Here is a 19,068-nt window from a genome sequence, read left to right on the forward strand (position 1 = left end):
GCGTCCTCCCTCACGGTGGGACGTGAGGGAGGACGCGCCACGATCAGGTCACCTGATCCGGGATCAGGCGGCGACGGCGGCCTCGGCGCGGGTGCGGGCGAGGATCCGCAGGCCGACGACGACCGCGGGGACGGCGCCGACCAGCGCGAGGGCGCCGTGGGTCAGCGGCGAGAAGGGGATCACCGCGGAGGCCACGAGGCAGCCGACGGTCGGGACCAGCAGCCACCAGCCGGTGACCCCGGCGCGGGCCAGACCCACGTAGCCGACGATCGGGCCGAGCAGCCCGAACAGCGTCAGCACGCCGACGACCGCGACGCCGGGGTCGGCCCCGACGGCGTCGTAGAGGCCCAGGGCGGTGGCCGGGTCGAGTTCGCGGCCGATGGCGCCGGTCCAGTAGTCGTAGAGCACGAAGCCGGCCACGGTGACCAGGCCGATCGCCGACATCAGCGCCCCGACGACGGTCGGGATGCGCCCGCGGCGGCCGCGGACCAGCGTCGGGACGGCCAGCCAGGCCAGGGCCAGCGCCATGTTGCCGTAGTGCAGCAGCATCGCCGAGAGCGTCGTGCGGCCCTCGTCGCGGCCCAGGGCCGCGATGTAGTCGGCCGCGGCCTGGGAGTCCTGCGGCGGCGAGGTCACCATGCCGGCCACGTAGAGCAGCGAGCCGGCGATCAGCGCACCGCCGGCGATCGGCAGCATGAGCGAGCCGGCGCTGCGGACCGGGCGGTCCGCGGTGGCGGCCGGGGTGCGGGTGGGGAGCGGGGAGGTGGTCATCGGTCCTCGTCGGTCGGGCACCACGTCGGTGCGGTGCGTCGGCGAGGACTCTGCGGCCGGACCCGTGCCGGGCACGTCCGTCGCGGCGGACCGATCGCCGTCCGTCGCACGGGGGAGGCGCCGGGCCCGTCCATCGGCCGCGTGGGTGATCCCCGGTGACCTCCGCGGCACCTACCGTGCTCGCCGTGCCCCGCTGGTCCTCCTCACCCACCGCGCGCCGGCTCGTCTGGCCGGTCGTCGGGCTGCTGCTCGCGCTGCTGTCGCTCGTCGAGACGGCGATCGACGAGGCGTTCGACTTCCCGCTGCACACCGCGCTGCCCGGCGCCCTCGTCGGCGTGCTCGTCGCCGCCTGCGTCCCGGCGCCCGAGGCGGCCGCGGTGCTCGGCGCGCTGTCGGTGCTCGGCAACTACGCGCTGGGCACGCCCGGCCCGGGCGGCGCCCAGCTGGTCGGCATGGCGCTGCTGGTCGGGCACGCGGCCGCCGTCCTGCCGCTGCGGCGCGGGCTGCGGGCCGCCGTCGTGGCCACGCTGGTCGTGGTGGTCGCGGGCATCGCGTTCGGCCCCTCGACCTGGGAGAGCGTGTTCTACCTGCTCGTGACGGCGGCGGCCTGGGGCGTGGGGGTGCTCGTCCGGCAGTCGCGCGAGCGCGCACGGGAGCTGCAGGTGCTCGCCGCCCGGCTGGCCGAGCAGCAGGAGGCGGTCGCCGCCGCGGCCACCACCGCCGAGCGCGCCCGGATCGCCCGCGAGGTGCACGACTCGGTCGCCCACGCGGTGAGCGTCATGGTCCTGCAGATGGGCGGCCTGCGCCGGCTGCTGCCCGACCACCCCGAGGCCCAGGACGTGCTCCTCGGGCTGGAGCGGCTGGGCCGGGAGTCGGTCGACGAGATGCGCCGGGTGGTCGGCATCCTGCGCGAGGGGGCGGCCGGGGACGCCGGTCCACAGCCCTCGCTGGCCCGGCTCGACGCCGTCCTCGCCGAGCTGCGGGCCGGCGGCATGCCGGTCGAGCTGGTCGTCACCGGTGAGCCGGCCGAGGTGCCGCCGCTGGTCGACGTCTCGGCCGTGCGCGTGGTGCAGGAGGCGCTGTCCAACGTCGTCCGGCACGCCGGCGCCGCGGCCACGCGCGTGGAGGTGGCCTGGACGCCGGGCCGGGTGACGGTCACGGTCACCGACGACGGCCGGCCGCGCACCGAGCCCACCCCGCACGCCCCGGGCGGCCACGGGCAGCTGCACATGCGCGAGCGGGTCGCCGTCGCCGGCGGTGACCTCGACGTCGGCCCGGTCCGCGGTGGCGGCTACCGGGTGCGGGCGGGCTTCCCCGTGCCGGCGCCGGTCGCCGTGCCGCCCGCGGCGGTGAGCGCGTGACGATCCGGGTGGTGTTGGTCGACGACCAGTCGATGATCCGCACCGGGCTGCGCATGGTGCTCGCCGCCGAGCCCGACATCGAGGTGGTCGGCGAGGCCGCCGACGGCGCCGCCGGGGTCCGGGTGGTCACCGAGCTCGTGCCCGACGTGGTGCTGCTCGACGTCCGCATGCCCGGCACCGACGGGCTCGAGGCCGCGCGGCAGATCCTGGCCGCGGGCCTGCCGACGCGGGTCGTCGTCCTCACCACCTTCGACGAGGACGAGTACGTCACCGCCGCGCTGCGCGCCGGCGTCAGCGGCTTCCTGCTCAAGGTGGCCCCGCCGGAGGACCTCGTGGCCGCGGTGCGCACCGTGGCCGCCGGCCAGGGGCTGCTGGACCCGGCGGTGACCCTGCGGGTGATCCGGTCCTTCGCCGGCGCCCCCGCGGCCGACCCCGGCCGGGCCGCCGCGCTCGCCCAGCTCACCGAGCGGGAGACCGACGTCCTCGCGCTCGTCGCTGCCGGGCTGAGCAACGCCGAGATCGCCGCCCGGCTCTACCTGGGCGAGGCGACGGTGAAGACGCACGTGAGCCGGGTCCTGCTCAAGCTGGGGCTGCGCGACCGGGTGCAGGCGGTCGCGTTCGCCTACGAGTCGGGTCTGGTGACACCGGGTAGATAGGCTGGGGCCTGCCGCCGGCCGTCGCCGACCGACGTCTGTGGTCCCCGAGCCGCCCTCCGACTCCCGGGAGACCCGTGATCGCACTGCTGTCCCTCCACCTGCTGGCTGCGCTGCTGGCACCTCTCCTCGTGCGGTGGTGGGGCAGGCAGGCCTTCCTCGTCCTGGCGCTGGTGCCGGCCGCCGGCTTCGTCTGGACGGTGCTGCAGCTGCGCACCGTGCTGGCCGGTGACGAGGTCCGGGAGACGGTGCCCTGGATCCCCGTCCTCGACCTCGACGTGGCGCTGCGCCTCGACGCCCTCGCGCTGACCTTCGCGGCGCTGGTGACCGGGATCGGCGCCCTGGTCTTCCTCTACTGCGCCCGCTACTTCGAGCCCGACGACGAGGGCACCGGCCGCTTCGCCGGCAACCTCACCGCCTTCGCCGGGTCGATGCTGGGCCTGGTCCTGGCCGACGACCTGCTGCTGCTCTACGTCTTCTGGGAGCTCACCACCGTCTTCTCGTTCCTGCTCATCGGCGGGTCGGGACGCCGGCTGGCCGCGCGGCGGGCGGCGTCGCAGGCGCTGGTCCTGACCACCGCCGGCGGGCTGGCCATGCTGGTCGGGCTCATCGTCGTCGGGCAGGCCAGCGGCTCGTTCCTGCTCTCCGAGGTGGTCGCCGACCCCGGCAGCGGCACCGCCATGGTCGCCGGGACCGCGCTGGTGCTCGCCGGGGCGGTCACCAAGTCGGCGATGGTCCCCTTCCACTTCTGGCTCCCGGCCGCGATGGAGGCGCCGACGCCGGTCAGCGCCTACCTGCACGCCGCGGCCATGGTGAAGGCCGGCATCTACCTCGTCGCCCGGCTGGCGCCCGGCTTCGCCGACGTCCCCGGGTGGCGGCCGGTCGTGCTGGGGCTCGGGCTGGCCACGATGCTCGTCGGCGGCTACCGCTCGCTCCGGCAGAACGACCTCAAGCTGCTGTTGGCCTTCGGCACGGTCAGCCAGCTGGGGTTCCTGCTCGTCCTGGTGGGCGGGGGCAGCCGCGAGCTGGCCGCCGCGGGGCTGACGATGACCGTCGCCCACGCGCTGTTCAAGTCCACGCTGTTCCTGACCGTCGGGGTCGTCGACCACGCGACCGGCACCCGCGACCTCCGGCAGCTGTCCGGGCTGGGCCGGCGGCTGCCCGTGCTCGCCGGCGCCGGGCTGCTCGCCGGGGCGTCCATGGCCGGCGTCCCGCCGCTGCTCGGCTTCGTCGGCAAGGAGGCGGCCTTCGCCGCGCTGTGGGAGGGCGGGCTGCCCTCGCGGACCGCCGCCGCCTTCGAGCTGACCGGCCTGGTCCTCGGCTCGGTCCTCACCGCCGCCTACACCCTGCGCTTCCTGTGGGGCGCCTTCGCCCGCAAGCCCGGGGTCCCCGACACCGACCCCGCGCACCCGCCCGGCCCGCTGTTCCTCACCGCCCCCGTGCTGCTGGCCCTCGCCGGGCTCGCCGCGGGGCCGGCCAGCCCGCTGCTCGCGCCGCTGGTGACGACCTACGCGGAGGCGCTGCCGCTGCTGGCACCGGAGTACGAGGAGCTGGCCCTCTGGCACGGCTGGAAGCCGGCGCTCGCGCTGTCGGCGGTCACCCTGCTCGGCGGCGCCGCGCTGTTCGCGTTGCGGGACCCGCTGTACCGCTTCCAGCGGCGGCGGGCCGTCGGTGCCTCGGCCGACGAGGGTTACTGGAACGTCATCCAGGCGATCGACCGGCTCGCGGTTCTGGTCACCGGCACCACCCAGCGCGGCTCGCTGCCCGCCTACCTCGGCACGATCCTCGTCGTGGTGCTGGCCCTGCCCGGCACCCTGCTGCTCACCCGCGCCCCCTGGCCCGGCGAGTGGCGGGCCTGGGACACCCCGGTCCAGGCCGTCGTGGGGGTCGTCGTCGTCACCGCGGCGGCACTGGCCCTGCGGATCCGCCAGCGGCTCTCGGCCGTGCTGGTCGTCGGTGTGACCGGCTACGGCCTCGCGGTCGTGTTCGCGCTGCAGGGCGCCCCCGACCTCGCGCTCACCCAGTTCCTCGTCGAGACGCTGACCCTCGTCGTCTTCGTGCTGGTGCTGCGCAAGCTGCCCAAGGACATCACCGAGCGGCACCGGCCACGGGAGCGCGCCGTCCGCGGCGTCATCGCCGTCGCCGTGGGGGCGTTCATGGCCGCCGTCGGGGCGGTGGCGCTGTCCGCCCGCACCGCGACGCCGGTGTCGGAGGGCTGGCCCGGCCCGGCCTACGAGTTCGGCGGCGGCAAGAACGTCGTCAACGTGACTCTCGTCGACATCCGCGCCTGGGACACCCTCGGCGAGATCTCCCTGCTGGTCGTCGCGGCCACCGGCGTCGCCAGCCTCGTCTTCCTCCGCGGGCGCACCGGCGGGGTCGACCGGGCGACCCGGGCCGACCTGACCCAGCGGGCCCAGCACGGCCGGCGGGCCCCGCGCAACCGCTGGCTGGCCGCCACCGCGACCCTCGACCCGGCCCGCCGCTCGGTCGTGCTCGAGGTCGTCACCCGGATCCTCTTCCACACGATCGTCGTGTTCTCGCTGTACCTGCTCTTCTCCGGACACAACGAGCCCGGCGGCGGGTTCGCCGGCGGCCTGGTGGCCGGCCTCGCGCTGGTGCTGCGCTACCTCGCCGGCGGTCGCTACGAGCTCGGCGAGGCCGCGCCGGTCGCCCCGGGGCTGCTGCTGGGCAGCGGGCTGCTGTTCGCCGGCGGCACCGGCGTCGTCGGGCTGGCGCTGGGGGCCGGGGTGCTGGAGACGGCGGTCCTGGAGGCCACGCTGCCGGTCCTCGGCGACGTCAAGCTCGTGACCTCGCTGTTCTTCGACATCGGCGTCTACCTGATCGTCGTCGGCCTGGTCCTCGACGTGCTCCGCAGCCTCGGCGCCGAGCTCGACCGGCAGGAGGACGAGGCCGACCCCGTCGAGCTCACCCCCGGGGAGATGGTGCTGCGATGACCCCCACGGTCGTGCTGCCGCTGATGATCGGCGGTCTCTACGCGGCGGGCGTGTACCTGCTGCTCGACCGCAGCCTGACCCGCGTGCTGCTGGGCTTCGTCCTGCTCGGCAACGCCACGAACCTGCTGCTGCTGTCCAGCGGCGGGCCGGCGGGCCTGGCGCCAATCCTGGGCTACTCCGACCCCGAGGAGATCAACGACCCGCTGCCGCAGGCGCTGATCCTCACGGCGATCGTCATCACCTTCGGTGTCTCGGCGTTCCTGCTGGCGATCATCCACCGTTCCTGGCGCCTGGTGCGCGAGGAGGTCGTGGGCACCGACGAGGAGGACCGCCGCGTCGCCGCTCGCCGGGCCACCGACGCCGACGAGCTCGACCCGGACGAGCTGTCCCCCGACGACCGCATCGCCGGGCACGCCGACAGCCTGTCCCGGGAGGCCGAGGACCTCGCCGACGACGTCGACCTGCCCGCCGGGAGCGCCCGCCGGTGATCGAGGTCCTCGCCCCGCTGCCGGTGCTCCTCCCGCTGCTGGGAGCCGCCGGGGCCCTGCTGGTCAGCGGGCACCCGACGTTCCAGCGGACGCTGAGCACGGTGGTGCTCACCGCGGTGCTCGGCGTCTCGGTGACGCTGCTGTTCATCGCCGACGCCGAGGGGGCGAGCGCGGTCTCCGTCGGTGGCTGGCCGGTGCCGCTGGGCATCGTCCTCGTCGTCGACCGGCTCTCGGCGCTCATGCTCGTCGTCGCCTCGACCGTGGCGCTGGGCGTCCTCGTCTTCGCCATCGGCCAGGGCGCGGCCGACGGGCAGGAGGAGACGCCGCTGTCGATCTTCCACCCGACGTTCCTGGTGCTGGTCGCGGGCGTGGGCAACGCCTTCCTCGCCGGCGACCTGTTCAACCTCTACGTCGGCTTCGAGATCCTGCTGATGGCCTCGTACGTGCTGCTCACCCTGGGCGGCACGGCGCCGCGCATCCGCGGCGGCATCACCTACATCGTCGTCAGCCTGACCAGCTCGCTGGTGTTCCTCGCCGCGATCGCGCTGACCTACGCGGCCACCGGCACGGTGAACATGGCCCAGCTGGCGGTGCGGCTGGGCGAGCTGCCCGAGGGCACCCAGGTGCTGCTGCAGTCGATGCTGCTGATCGCCTTCGGGATCAAGGCCGCGGTCTTCCCCCTCTCGGCCTGGCTGCCCGACAGCTACCCGACCGCCCCCGCCCCGGTCACCGCGGTCTTCGCCGGCCTGCTCACCAAGGTCGGTGTCTACGCGATCATCCGCACGCAGACCCTGCTGTTCCCCGACGGCGCCCTCGACGACCTGCTGATGTGGGCGGCCCTGGCCACGATGCTGATCGGCATCCTCGGCGCGGTGGCGCAGAGCGACCTGCGCCGGATGCTGTCGTTCACCCTCGTCAGCCACATCGGCTACATGGTGTTCGGCATCGCCCTGGGGACGGCGGCCGGGCTGGCCGGAGCCGTGTTCTACGTCGCCCACCACATCGCCATCCAGACCACGCTCTTCCTGGTCGCCGGGCTGGTCGAGCGCCAGGGCGGCACCACCTCGGTCAACCGCCTCGGCGGCCTTGCGCGGCGCGCCCCGCTGCTGGCGGCGCTGTTCTTCGTGCCGGCGATGAACCTCGCCGGCATCCCGCCGCTGTCGGGCTTCATCGGCAAGCTCGGCCTGCTGCAGGCCGGGGTCGCCGAGGGCAGCGCGCCCGCGTTCACGCTGGTCGCCGGCGGGGTGGTCACCAGCCTCCTCACCCTGCTGGCGGTCGCCCGCGTCTGGACCCGCGCCTTCTGGCGTCCGCCGAGCCAGCCGCCGGCCGAGGACACCGCGGCCGCCGCGGCCGCTGACGCCACCTCGCGCCGCCGCCCGGGCGGGGGAGCCGGTGACGACGGCGCGGCGTCGGGCGACGGCCGGCCGCGTACCGCGCTGCAGGACGCCTGGCGGCGGCACACGGCGGTGGCGACGGCGGCCGAGCCCGACCTCCCGCCCGCGGCCGGGGCGGTCCGGGCGCTGCGCCCGCTGCCGCGCACGATGGTCGGTGCGACGACGGCCCTGGTCGCGCTCACCGTGGCCCTCACCGGGCTGGCCGGCCCGCTCTACGGCCTCGCCGACCGGGCGGCCGTGGACCTGCTCGACCGCACGCCCTACGTCACGTCGGTGTTCGGGGCGGGTGAGGCGGCGTGAGCGTCGAGCCCGCGGCCACCCGGCTGCGCCACCAGGTCCCGCTGGTCGTCTGGCTGGTGCTGGTGTGGGTGCTGCTCTGGGGCACGTGGTCCTGGGCGAACCTGCTCTCCGGCCTGCTCGTCGCGCTGGCCGTGCTCGTCCTGCTGCCGCTGCCGCACGTGGTCGGTGGCGCCCGGGTGCGGCTGCTGCCGACGCTGGTGTTCCTCGGCCACTTCGTCGTCGACCTGGTCGTCTCCGGTGCCGAGGTGGCCTGGCAGACGCTGCGCCCGGGCGGCGTCCGGAGCACGGCCATCGTGCAGGTGCAGCTGCGGGTGGACTCCGACCTGCTGCTGACAATGGTCGCCGAGGCGACCTCGCTGGTCCCCGGGTCCCTGGTGCTCGACCTGGACCGGGAGCACCGGGTGATGACGTGCCACCTGCTGCCCGCGCGCGACCTCGACGACGTGGCGCGGAAGAAGGCCGGGATCCTCGTGGTCGAACGGCGCCTGGTCCAGGCGTTCGGCTCGGCCGCGGACATCGCCGCCCTCGACGGGCGCCGGAGCGAGGGGGTGTCGACGCCGTGACGGTCGTGGACCTCGCGCTGTACGCGCTGATCGGCGGGGGAGCGCTGCTGGCGCTCGTGCGGCTGGCCCTCGGCCCCTCGCTGCTCGACCGGGTCGTCGCCACCGACACCCTGCTGGTCATCATCTCCGCCGGCCTGGCGGTCCACGCCGCGCTGGTGAGCGACCCGACGCTGGTGCCGGTGCTGGTCGTCGTCTCGCTGCTGGCCTTCGTCGGCTCGGTGTCGGTGGCCCGCTACATCGGCGGGATGCTGCTGCGCTCGGCCAGCGGGGACGGCCGTGACCTCGGCCTGCCGGTGGCCGCGGAGGAGCGGGAGACCGGGTCGTGACCGCGGTGACCGACGTGGTGGCCCTCGCCTGCCTGCTGGCCGGCGCCTTCCTCTGCCTGACCGCCGGGCTGGGGCTGGTGCGGTTCCCCGACGTGCTCTCGCGGATGCACGCCGGTACCAAGCCGCAGGTCGTCGGGGTGCTGCTGGTCATGGTCGGGGCGGCGATCCGGCTCGAGGGCTGGGCCAACGCCTGGATGCTGCTGCTGGTGGCGGCCTTCCAGATGCTCACCGCGCCGGTCAGCGCGCACCTGGTCAGCCGGGTGGCCTACCGCCGCCGGCACGTGCGCCGCGACCTGTTGCTGGTCGACGAGTACCGCGGCGCCGGGCACCAGGACGAGGAGTACCACGGCGACGAGCCCGGCGACGCCCCGCCCGAGGCCGGCCCGGCGGGATCGCCGGGACCCCGCTGAGCCGGCCTCGGGTGACTGGTCCGGGGAGCCGGGTCAGCCCCGCTGGGCCCGGTTGACCGCGGAGACCACCGCGCGCAGCGAGGCGCTGACGATGTTCGGGTCGATGCCCACGCCCCACAGCACCCGGTCGCCGACGGCGCACTCGACGTAGGCGGCCGCGCGCGCGTCCCCGCCGGCCGACAGCGCGTGCTCGGCGTAGTCCAGGACGCGGACGTCGACGCCGAGGGTGGCCAGCGCGTCGACGAACGCCGCGATCGGGCCGTTGCCGCGACCCTGCACGGTGACCGGGACGCCGTCGTCGACCAGCTCGACCACCATCTCGTCGAGCTGCTCGCCGTGCGCGGTGTGCCGGTGACCGCTGAGGGCGAACCGGCCCCACGGGATCTCGGGGTCGGGCAGGTACTCGTTGCGGAAGGCCGCCCACATCTGCTGCGCGGTGACCTCACCGCCCTCGTCGTCGGTGTGCCGCTGGATGACCGCGCTGAACTCGATCTGCAGCCGCCGCGGCAGGTCGAGGTGGTTCTCGGTCTTCATGATGTAGGCGACGCCGCCCTTGCCGGACTGGCTGTTGACCCGGATGACCGCCTCGTAGCTGCGGCCGACGTCCTTGGGGTCGATCGGCAGGTAGGGGACCGCCCACGGCATCTCGTCGACGCTCCTGCCGGCGGCCTGCGCGTCGGCGGCGAGGGCCGTGAAGCCCTTGTTGATGGCGTCCTGGTGGGAGCCGGAGAAGGCGGTGTAGACCAGGTCGCCGCCGTAGGGATGCCGCTCGTGCACGCCCAGCTGGTTGCAGTACTCGACGGTGCGGCGGATCTCGTCGATGTCGGAGAAGTCGATCTGCGGGTCGATGCCCTGGCTGAACAGGTTCAGGCCCAGGGTGACCAGGTCGACGTTGCCGGTGCGCTCGCCGTTGCCGAACAGGCAGCCCTCGATGCGGTCGGCGCCGGCGCGGTAGCCCAGCTCGGCGGCGGCGACGGCGGTGCCGCGGTCGTTGTGCGGGTGCAGGCTCAGCACGACCGCGTCGCGGCGGGCCAGGTTGCGGTGCATCCACTCGACCTGGTCGGCGTAGACGGTCGGCTCGGCCATCTCCACGGTGGCCGGCAGGTTGAGGATGGTCGGCCGGTCGGGCGTGGGCTCCCAGACGTCGGTGACCGCGTTGCAGATCTCCGCGGCGAAGTCCAGCTCGGTGCCGGTGAAGGACTCCGGGCTGTACTCGAAGCGGACCTCGGTGTCGCGCAGCTGCTCGGCCAGCTTGCGCACCAACTGGGCGCCGTGGACGGCGATGTCGACGATGCCGGCCCGGTCGGAGTCGAAGACGACGCGGCGCTGCAGCGTGCTGGTCGAGTTGTACAGGTGGACGATCGCCTGCTTCGCGCCGCGCAGCGACTCGAAGGTCCGCTCGATCAGCTCGTCCCGGGCCTGGGTCAGCACCTGGATGGTGACGTCGTCGGGTACCAGGTCGTCCTCGACGAGCTGGCGGACGAAGTCGTAGTCGGTCTGGCTGGCGGCCGGGAAGCCGACCTCGATCTCCTTGTAGCCCATGCGGACCAGCAGGTCGAACATCCGCCGCTTGCGGTCGGGCGACATCGGGTCGATCAGGGCCTGGTTGCCGTCGCGCAGGTCGACCGCGCACCAGCGCGGCGCGACGGTGGTGACCCGGTCCGGCCAGGTGCGGTCGGGCAGGTCGATCTGCTGGAACGGGGCGTAGCGCGAGATCGGCATCCCCGAGGGACGTTGCGGGTTGCGGGCGTGCGGGTGCTGCGGGCTGCTCACGGTGGTCTGACTCCTCTGGCGCGGGCTGGACTGTCGCTCCTGTGGGGGCGGTCAGCGGGCACCGGGACGTCATCGACCACGGCAGGATCTCCGCGGCGAGGGAGCCGACCTAGGAGGAGGCCTCGCCGCGGCGGGTAAGCAGGAGGCTGCCGCGCACGGAGACCACGGTAGCAGCGGGTCAGCTCAGGTCGCAGCCACACGCGCAGTCGGGCGCGTGCGGGGCGGGCGTCGCGGCCCGGCCCGGCGCCGGCGGGGGCTCGTCGAGCAGCAACGCGTCGCAAGCCGGCGGGCACACGCAGCGGAACTCGGCGGCGGGCCGGAGGAGCCCGGCCGCCCGCCGTCGCTCGAGTTCCTCCTCGCGGGCCCGCCGCGCGGCCGCCCGGCGGGCCCGGGCCCGGTCGGCGAGCGAGTCGCCCGGCTGCGGCAGCTGGTGGTCGTCCGGGGTGCCGCGGCGTGCCCGTGCCTCGTCCCGGTGCGACCGGACGCGGGTGAAGGTGTAGGTGACCGGCTCGCGGTCGAACCGGTGCGGGCCGTGCCACCAGCCGTCGTCGCCGTGCCGGGTGTCGAGGTGCGCGGGGAAGTGCCGCCCTCCGCCGTCCCGGACGGCTGCGGCGTCCATCGGCGACACCTCCCGCCCCTCGGCGTCGAGCAGCGCGAGGCGCACCCCTGCCACGGCCGCCAGCCGGGCCAGCGCCCGGGCGTCGAGTCCTCGCGTGCCGGCCTCGGCGGCGGCGATCGTCGCCCGGGGCGTGCCGGTCGCCTGCGCGATCTCGCGCTGCGAGAGGTCGGCGAGGCGCCGGATGCGGCGCAGGAGGCCGGACAGGTCGAGGTCGGACACGTCGCCAGCATCGGGTCGGTGCGCTGCGGACGGTCCCAGGCATGTGGAACTGGGGACAGTAGTGCTCTGCACACAGGTGTGGTCAGGGCTCGAGGGTCGTTGGCGGTAGGGGCCCTCGCTGACTCGTGCTCTGCACACCGGTGTGTGCAGAGCACTACTGCGCGCAGGACACCACACCGGGGAGCCGGGCGGCGGCGCGGAGGAGGGCGCCGGCTCCCGGTCCGCGGCCGGCGGCGGCTCAGAACTCGCCGCGGCGGCGGAGGCGGAGGGGGCGGCCGTCGGGGTCGTCGACCAGCCGGTACAGCGGCGTGGCCCACAGCCGGGTGGCCAGGGAGAGCTGCTCGGGGCTGTGGTGGCGCAGCCGGCCGCGCGGGCGCGGGCCGCGGCGGCCGGCCTCGTACCAGGCGTCGAGCTCGGCGGCCTGGGCCTCGAGGGTGGCGACGAACGTGTCGGGGTCGAGCAGGTCGGCGTCCTCGCTGCCGTCCTCGGCCCGGTCGGTGTGCTCGCGCGCCAGCACCAGCCGCAGGTCGCGGGCGAAGGTGCGCGCGCCGTCGCCGGTGCCGGCGGGGTCGCGCGGCTCCCGCGGGTCGAGCGTGGTGTCGAGGACCGCGCTGGAGAGCTCGCTGTCGTGCGTCCAGGACCGCCGGTTGAAGTTGTCGCTGCCGACGCTGGCCCACACGTCGTCGACCACGCACACCTTGGCGTGCACGTACACGGGCGTGCCCTCGTGGTTCTCGACGTCGAACACGTGCACCCGGTCCCGCCCGGCCCGCCGGCACATCTCCAGGGCCTGCCACCGCCCCACGTACTGCGGCCGCGACCCCAGCGCGCCGTCCTGGTCGGGGACGCGGGGCACGACGACGACCAGGTGCAGGTCGGGGTGCTCGGTCAGCGCGTCGGCGAACAGCTGGGCGACCTCGCCCGACCACATGTACTGGTCCTCGAGGTAGATCAGCCGCCGCGCCCGCTTGATCGCCTTGGAGTAGCCCCGGGCGATCGAGCGCTCGCCGTCGGGGGCGAAGTCGTAGCGCGGGCGGATGGCGGGATAGGTCCGCAGGTTCTGCACCAGGTGCGGGCCGCAGGGCGGCGGGGGCGGCAGCCGGGGAGGCAGCCGGTCGGCGTACATCCGGCTCCGCCGCAGCCGGTCGACCACGTGTGCGATCGGGTTCCCCTCGTCGGGGTCGGTCGGGTCGTCCCACCGCTCGCGGAACACCGTGTCCAGCGCCGCGACGGCGGGACCGCGGACCATGAGCTGCACGTCGTGCCACGGCGGTGTCCGCCCGTAGGCCGCGGCCATGGGGATCGACTGCGGGTCGCCGCGGTGCTCGGCGTCGTCCCGGCGGCTGTGGCACAGGTCGATGCCGCCGACGAAGGCGACGTCCTGCGTCGGGTCCTGGTCGTGCCGGCAGACGACGAGCTTCTGGTGGTGGCTGCCCATCCGGCGCACGCGCTGGTCGAGCACGACCAGGCCGCCGCCGTCCTCCACTTCGCGGTCCAGCGCCCGGTTCTCGCGGCCGCTGAACGACAGCCAGTCCACGTGCGAGCGCCACACCAGCCCGCGCACCGTCACCCCGCGGCGCACCGCTTCGGTGAACAGCTCCGCGACCGTCGGCCCGCCCGGCCGCAGCTCCTCGTCGGGGTCGCCACGCCAGTCGGTGAAGAACAGGTGGTCGTTCTCGTCGAGGACCTCGACGGCGGACACCAGCGCGTCGAAGTAGGTGGTCCCGTGCACCAGCGGCACGGCGAGGTTGCCCTCGGTCCAGGCCGGCAGGTCGGTGGCCGCGTTGCCCCGCTCCTCGGGGCCGAGCAGCCACTCCGCGGGATCGGTCACCCGGTGATCACATCGCGCCGGGGGAGGGCACGCAAGGCGCGGGCTTGCCTCGATCCCGGGCCCGGACCCCGGCATCGGTAGCCTGTGGACCCGTGGCCCTCGTCGTGCAGAAGTACGGTGGCTCCTCCGTGGCCTCCGCCGCCCACATCAAGCGCGTGGCCGAGCGCATCGTCGCGGAGAAGAAGGCCGGCAACGACGTCGTCGTGGTCGTCTCGGCGATGGGCGACACGACCGACGAGCTGCTCGACCAGGCCGCGCAGATCACCGACGAGCCGCCCGGCCGCGAGCTGGACATGCTGCTCACCGCCGGTGAGCGCATCTCCATGGCCCTGCTCGCCATCGCGATCAACACCCACGGCTACGAGGCCCGGTCCTTCACCGGCTCCCAGGCCGGGGTGATCACCACCAGCAGCCACGGCAAGGCGCGGATCATCGACGTCACCCCCGGTCGGCTGCGCTCGGCGCTCGACGAGGGCTCGATCGTCATCGTCGCCGGCTTCCAGGGCGTCAGCCAGGACACCAAGGACGTCACCACGCTCGGCCGCGGCGGCTCGGACACCACCGCCGTCGCCGTCGCCGCGGCGCTGCAGGCCGACGTGTGCGAGATCTACACCGACGTCGACGGCGTGTTCACCGCCGACCCGCGGATCGTCCCCAACGCCCGCCGGCTGGAGACGATCACCTACGAGGAGATGCTCGAGCTGGCCGCCTCCGGCGCGAAGGTGCTCATGCTCCGCTGCGTCGAGTACGCCCGCCGCTACGGCATCCCGGTGCACGTCCGCAGCTCCTACTCACAGCTCCCCGGCACCGTGGTGACCGGCTCGATGGAGGACCTCAGCGTGGAACAGGCGATCATCACCGGCGTCGCGCACGACCGCAGCGAGGGCAAGATCACCGTCTACGGCGTCCCGGACCGGCCGGGCGAGGCCGCGCAGATCTTCCGCGTCCTGGCCGACGCCGAGATCAACATCGACATGATCGTGCAGAACGTGTCGGCCGAGGGCAGCAAGATCGCCGACATCTCCTTCACGCTGCCCAAGAGCGACGGCCCCACGGCGCTCGCCGCGCTGGAGGCGGTCAAGAACACCGTCGGCTTCAGCGACGTCCGCTTCGACCAGCACATCGGCAAGGTCAGCCTGGTCGGCGCCGGCATGCGCAGCCACCCCGGTGTCTCGGCCCGCTTCTTCGGCGCGCTCGCCGACGCCGGCGTCAACCTCGAGCTCATCAGCACCTCGGAGATCCGCATCTCCGTGGTCTGCCGCGACACCGACGTCGACCTCGCCGTCCGCGCGGTGCACGACGCCTTCGACCTCGGGACCGACGAGGAGCAGGCCGTGGTCTACGGAGGGACCGGACGATGACCACCTTCTCCCGTGACGGCCTGCGGGTCGGGATCGTCGGCGCCACCGGCCAGGTGGGTGCCGTGATGCGCCAGGTCCTCGCCGAGCGCCGCTTCCCGGTGAGCGAGCTGCGCTTCTTCGCCTCCGCCCGCAGCGCCGGCAGCACCCTGCCATGGGGCGACGGCGAGATCACCGTCGAGGACGCCGCGACCGCCGACCCCACCGGCCTCGACGTCGCGCTCTTCTCCGCCGGCGCGAGCACCTCCCGCGCCCAGGCGCCGCGGTTCGCCGAGGCCGGCGTCACCGTCGTCGACAACAGCTCGGCCTTCCGCCGCGACCCCGACGTGCCGCTGGTCGTCGCCGAGGTCAACCCGCAGGCGCTCGACGAGATCCCGCGCGGCATCGTCGCCAACCCCAACTGCACCACCATGGCCGCGATGCCGGTGCTCAAGCCGCTGCACGACGAGGCGGAGCTCGTCCGGCTCGTGGCCAGCACCTACCAGGCGGTCTCCGGCAGCGGGCTGGCCGGCGTCGAGGAGCTCGACGGGCAGGTCCGGGCCGTGGTCGACAAGGCCGCCGAGCTGACCCACGACGGGTCGGCGGTGGCCTTCCCGGAGCCGCGGAAGTACGTCCGGCCCATCGCCTACAACGTGCTCCCCATGGCCGGCAGTGTCGTCGACGACGGCTCGCTCGAGACCGACGAGGAGCAGAAGCTCCGCAACGAGAGCCGCAAGATCCTCGGCATCCCCGACCTGCGGGTGTCCGGGACCTGCGTGCGCGTGCCGGTCTTCACCGGGCACTCGCTGTCACTCAACGTCGAGTTCGCCCGGCCGCTGACCGCGGCACGGGCCACCGAGCTGCTCACCGACGCCCCGGGCGTGGAGCTGAGCGACGTCCCGACCCCGCTGCAGGCGGCCGGCCAGGACCCGAGCTTCGTCGGGCGCATCCGGCAGGACCAGAGCGTCGACGACGACCGCGGCCTGGTGCTGTTCGTCAGCAACGACAACCTGCGCAAGGGTGCGGCCCTCAACACCGTGCAGATCGCCGAGCTGCTGCTCGCCCGCCGCGGCCGCTAGACGGGGCGACTCGGGTGGCCGTCCGGGTCGGGGTGTTCCTCGCCCTGGTCGCGGTCGCCGCGGTCGTGTCGGTGGTCGTCCCCAACGACCCGTGGCACGACTTCTTCGACCTGCGGGTCTACCGCGGCGCGGTCGCCTCGTGGCTCGACGGGCAGCCCCTCTACGACTACACCTACGGCCGCAGCCCCTACGGCTTCACCTACCCGCCGTTCGCCGCGCTGCTGGTACTACCGATGGGCCTGCTGCCCCATCCGGTGGTGGCGACGGTGCACGTGCTGCTCAACACCGCCGTCCTCGGCGGGCTGGCCTGGTGGCTGGTGACGCCGCTGGCCCGCCGGCACGGCTGGCCACTGCCGTGGGCCTGGCTGTTCGCGCTGCCGCTGCTGTTCGTGGTCGAGCCGGTGCGGGAGACCATCGGCTTCGGCCAGGTGAACCTGATGCTGATGGCGCTGGTGCTGGCCGACGTCGCGGCGCTGCGCCGCGGCTCGCGCTGGGCCGGCGTGGGCATCGGGCTGGCCGCGGCGGTGAAGCTGACCCCGGGCCTGTTCGTCGTCTGGCTCCTGCTCACCCGCCGGTGGCGGCCCGCCGGGGTCGCGGTGGGGACGGCGGCCGCCGCCACGCTGCTGGCCCTCGCGGTGGCCCCGGCGACGTCGTGGCGGTTCTGGACCGAGACGCTGTGGCAGACCGAGCGGGTCGGCGCGCTGGACAAGACCTCCAACCAGTCGCTGCTCGGCGCGCTGGCTCGGCTGACCGACCCCGCGGCGCCGCCGCGGGCGGTGTGGGCCGTGCTGGCCGCCGCCGCGCTCGTCCTCGTCCTGGCCCGCGCGGTGCGGGTGACCCGGGCCGGTGACGACCTGGCCGGTGTGGCGCTCACCGGGCTGGCCGCCTGCCTGGTCAGCCCGGTCTCCTGGTCGCACCACTTCGTCTGGCTGGTGCCGGCCCTGGTCGTGCTGGTCGACCTCGCCCTCGGCACGCCGCCGACGGCCGGCACGCCGCGGTGGTGGCGGGAGCGCTCGCGGGCGCTGGCCGGGTCGCTGGCCGCCGTCACCGCCGCGGTGCTCGCGTCGTCGGCGGTCTGGTTCGCCAACGCCCGCGCCGGCCACCACCACGACCGCGGCGTCACGGGGGTCGTGGTCGAGGACCTCTACCTGCTGGTCACCCTCGCCGTCGTCGCGCTCCTGCCCGCCCGGGTCACGGTCGCACGTGCTCCAGCGCGAACGACAGCGCCGTCTCGACCTGGCGGATCGTCTCCTCGATGACCAGCGAGCCGTGCCCGGCGTCGAAGCGGTACACCTCGTGCGGCTTGCCGAGCTCGTCCAGCCGGGCCAGGTAGTTCTCGATCTGCCGGATCGGGCACCGCGGGTCGTTGGCCCCGGCCACCACCAGCACCGGCGCCCGCACCGCCTCGACGTGGGTGATCGGCGAGGAGCGCACGTACCGGTCGCGCACCTCCTCCGGGGAGCCGCCGAACAGCGCGCGGTCGTAGGCCCGCAGCCCCTCCATCTCGTCCTCGTAGGCGGCCAGGTAGTCGGCCACCGGCACCTCGGCGATCCCCGCCGCCCAGCGTTCGGGCTGGGTGCCCAGGCCCAGCAGGGTGAGGAACCCGCCCCACGACCCGCCGGTGATCAGCGCCCGCTCCGGGTCGAGGAAGCCCTCGGCGACCAGCGCGTCGTAGACGGCGGCGACGTCCTCGAGCTCGGTGGGTCCGGGCCGGCCGGTCAGGGCGTCGCGCCAGGCGCTGCCGTAGCCGGTGGAGCCGCGGTAGTTGACGTGCACGACCGCGTACCCGGCGTCCACGTAGGCCGCGCGGCGGGCGCGGTAGCTGTCGTCGTCGGCCGACTCGGGGCCGCCGTGGACGAGGAACGCCGTGGCGTACGGGGGCTCGCCGGCCGGGCGGACCACCAGCGCGTGGACGTCACCGCCCGGGCCGGGCACCCAGCGGTCCTCGACCGGGTAGGCGGCCGGCGGCTCCTCCCCGGGCGCGGCCAGCACCACCGGCCCGTCGGCGCGGCGGATCACCGGCGGGCGCTCGGAGTTCGACCAGGCCAGCTCGACGGTGCCGTCGGGCCGGGCGGTGGCGCCGCGGACGACGCCGCGCGGGGTGTCCAGCCGCTCCAGTGCCCCGTTGCCGAGGTCGTAGCGGTACAGCTCGCTGCGGGCGGCGTGGTCATGGCCCACCAGCAGCGCCGAGCCGTCGGGGTACCAGCCGGCGGTCACGTCGCCGGGCAGGTCGAGCACGATCTCGGTCTCGGTGTCGGCGGCGACGTCCCAGACCAGCAGCTCCTCGCGGCCGCGGCGCTCGTGGCCGACCAGCAGCCGCCGGTCGCCGGGCAGCGGGGCGAACTCCAGGGCGTGCAGGCCGCGGCCCTCGCCGTCCCACTTCTCGGCGACGACCGAGTCGTCGTCGGTGTGCAGCACGCGCAGCGCCGGGTAGCGCGGGTCGCCGTGCTCGGAGTGCGAGATCACCAGCAGTTCGTCGTCGAGGGTGAGCGCGTCCACCGAGGCGGGGTCCTCGTGCCGGTAGACCACCCGCGGCGTCCCGTCGGCGGGGGCCAGCCACAGCTCGCTGCCGTCGTCGGTGGACCGGCCGACCGCGACCAGCGAGGAGCCGATCTCCAGCCCCGCGGGGTAGGCCGGCCCGACCTCGGGGACGGCGACCCGGTCCTCGCCGCCGGCGAAGGGCTGCACCATCCAGACGCCGAACTCGTCGCCGTCGGTGTCGGCGAACCACCAGATCTGCTCCCCGTCGGGGGAGAGCGTGCCGATCAGCGTGCCGTTGGGCCGGTCGGTGACCTGCCGGTGGGCGTCGGTGGTGCGGTCCCAGGCGTACTGCTCGACCACGCCGCTGACGTCGGAGGCGTACAGGCTGCGCTGCGGGGCGTGCAGCGCCCAGTCGGGCAGGCTGACCCGCGGGGCGCGGAAGCGGGCCTGCCACCGGGCGGTGACGTCGGGCGGGAGGGTGGACGCGGTCGGCTCGGCGGTCACCGGTC

General features: G+C 74.7%; 16 protein-coding genes. 11 read left to right on the forward strand and 5 right to left on the reverse strand.

Annotation, left to right across the window (positions count from 1 at the left end):
- Positions 1–63 precede the first annotated feature (63 nt).
- Positions 64–771 (reverse strand): hypothetical protein, encoded by a 708-nt coding sequence (locus tag ACI78U_RS11005; protein WP_456875348.1) that lies wholly within the window; start codon positions 769–771, stop codon positions 64–66.
- A 185-nt stretch (positions 772–956) separates the two neighbouring features.
- Here ACI78U_RS11005 and ACI78U_RS11010 point away from each other — a divergent pair, with 185 nt between their 5' ends.
- From ACI78U_RS11010 to mnhG, 8 genes are all read left to right on the forward strand, one after another.
- Positions 957–2,132: a sensor histidine kinase gene (locus ACI78U_RS11010; protein WP_456875349.1), complete on the forward strand. Its 1,176-nt coding sequence runs from the start codon at positions 957–959 to the stop codon at positions 2,130–2,132.
- Positions 2,129–2,788 (forward strand): response regulator, encoded by a 660-nt coding sequence (locus tag ACI78U_RS11015; RefSeq protein ID WP_456875350.1) that lies wholly within the window; start codon positions 2,129–2,131, stop codon positions 2,786–2,788. Before ACI78U_RS11010 ends, ACI78U_RS11015 begins: the two co-directional genes overlap by 4 nt.
- Positions 2,789–2,862: 74 nt before the next feature.
- Entirely contained in the window at positions 2,863–5,739 is a 2,877-nt protein-coding gene (locus tag ACI78U_RS11020; RefSeq protein WP_456875351.1) for a Na+/H+ antiporter subunit A, read from the forward strand.
- Positions 5,736–6,227, forward strand: coding sequence for a Na(+)/H(+) antiporter subunit C (locus ACI78U_RS11025; RefSeq protein WP_456875352.1), 492 nt, complete (start codon positions 5,736–5,738; stop codon positions 6,225–6,227). Before ACI78U_RS11020 ends, ACI78U_RS11025 begins: the two co-directional genes overlap by 4 nt.
- Positions 6,224–7,921, forward strand: a complete 1,698-nt coding sequence (locus ACI78U_RS11030; protein WP_456875353.1) for a Na+/H+ antiporter subunit D — start codon at positions 6,224–6,226, stop codon at positions 7,919–7,921. The genes ACI78U_RS11025 and ACI78U_RS11030 overlap by 4 nt, the downstream gene beginning before the upstream one ends.
- Positions 7,918–8,484, forward strand: coding sequence for a Na+/H+ antiporter subunit E (locus tag ACI78U_RS11035; protein WP_456875354.1), 567 nt, complete (start codon positions 7,918–7,920; stop codon positions 8,482–8,484). The genes ACI78U_RS11030 and ACI78U_RS11035 overlap by 4 nt, the downstream gene beginning before the upstream one ends.
- A complete protein-coding gene (locus tag ACI78U_RS11040; protein ID WP_456875355.1) occupies positions 8,481–8,810 on the forward strand; it encodes a monovalent cation/H+ antiporter complex subunit F in 330 nt (109 codons plus the stop codon). Before ACI78U_RS11035 ends, ACI78U_RS11040 begins: the two co-directional genes overlap by 4 nt.
- Positions 8,807–9,220: a monovalent cation/H(+) antiporter subunit G gene (gene mnhG, locus ACI78U_RS11045; RefSeq protein WP_456875356.1), complete on the forward strand. Its 414-nt coding sequence runs from the start codon at positions 8,807–8,809 to the stop codon at positions 9,218–9,220. Before ACI78U_RS11040 ends, mnhG begins: the two co-directional genes overlap by 4 nt.
- 33 nt (positions 9,221–9,253) lie before the next feature.
- Here mnhG and leuA read toward each other — a convergent pair whose 3' ends face one another.
- The 3 genes from leuA to ACI78U_RS11060 form a co-directional block, all read right to left on the reverse strand.
- Positions 9,254–10,993, reverse strand: a complete 1,740-nt coding sequence (leuA, locus tag ACI78U_RS11050; RefSeq protein WP_456875357.1) for a 2-isopropylmalate synthase — start codon at positions 10,991–10,993, stop codon at positions 9,254–9,256.
- A gap of 178 nt (positions 10,994–11,171) precedes the next feature.
- Positions 11,172–11,831 carry a helix-turn-helix domain-containing protein gene (locus ACI78U_RS11055; RefSeq protein WP_456875358.1) on the reverse strand — a complete coding sequence of 220 codons (660 nt, stop codon included), beginning with the start codon at positions 11,829–11,831 and terminating at the stop codon, positions 11,172–11,174.
- A 238-nt stretch (positions 11,832–12,069) separates the two neighbouring features.
- Complete coding sequence (locus ACI78U_RS11060) at positions 12,070–13,662, reverse strand: phospholipase D family protein (RefSeq protein ID WP_456875359.1); 1,593 nt, start codon at positions 13,660–13,662, stop codon at positions 12,070–12,072.
- Between the two features lie 92 nt (positions 13,663–13,754).
- On the opposite strand from ACI78U_RS11060, the gene ACI78U_RS11065 reads away from it, so the two are divergent.
- Genes ACI78U_RS11065 through ACI78U_RS11075 form a run of 3 tightly spaced genes read left to right on the forward strand, consistent with a single transcriptional unit; the run spans position 13,755 to position 17,337 of the window.
- Positions 13,755–15,023 carry an aspartate kinase gene (locus tag ACI78U_RS11065; protein WP_456875360.1) on the forward strand — a complete coding sequence of 423 codons (1,269 nt, stop codon included), beginning with the start codon at positions 13,755–13,757 and terminating at the stop codon, positions 15,021–15,023.
- Positions 15,020–16,078 (forward strand): aspartate-semialdehyde dehydrogenase, encoded by a 1,059-nt coding sequence (locus ACI78U_RS11070; protein WP_456875361.1) that lies wholly within the window; start codon positions 15,020–15,022, stop codon positions 16,076–16,078. Before ACI78U_RS11065 ends, ACI78U_RS11070 begins: the two co-directional genes overlap by 4 nt.
- A 14-nt stretch (positions 16,079–16,092) precedes the next feature.
- Complete coding sequence (locus ACI78U_RS11075; RefSeq protein ID WP_456875362.1) at positions 16,093–17,337, forward strand: glycosyltransferase 87 family protein; 1,245 nt, start codon at positions 16,093–16,095, stop codon at positions 17,335–17,337.
- On the opposite strand, the gene ACI78U_RS11080 is transcribed toward ACI78U_RS11075, so the two are convergent.
- Positions 17,270–19,063: a prolyl oligopeptidase family serine peptidase gene (locus ACI78U_RS11080; RefSeq protein WP_456875363.1), complete on the reverse strand. Its 1,794-nt coding sequence runs from the start codon at positions 19,061–19,063 to the stop codon at positions 17,270–17,272. The two genes, ACI78U_RS11075 and ACI78U_RS11080, sit on opposite strands and share 68 nt — an antisense overlap.
- Positions 19,064–19,068: the final 5 nt, after the last annotated feature.

Source organism: Geodermatophilus sp. SYSU D00710, from assembly GCF_054050195.1.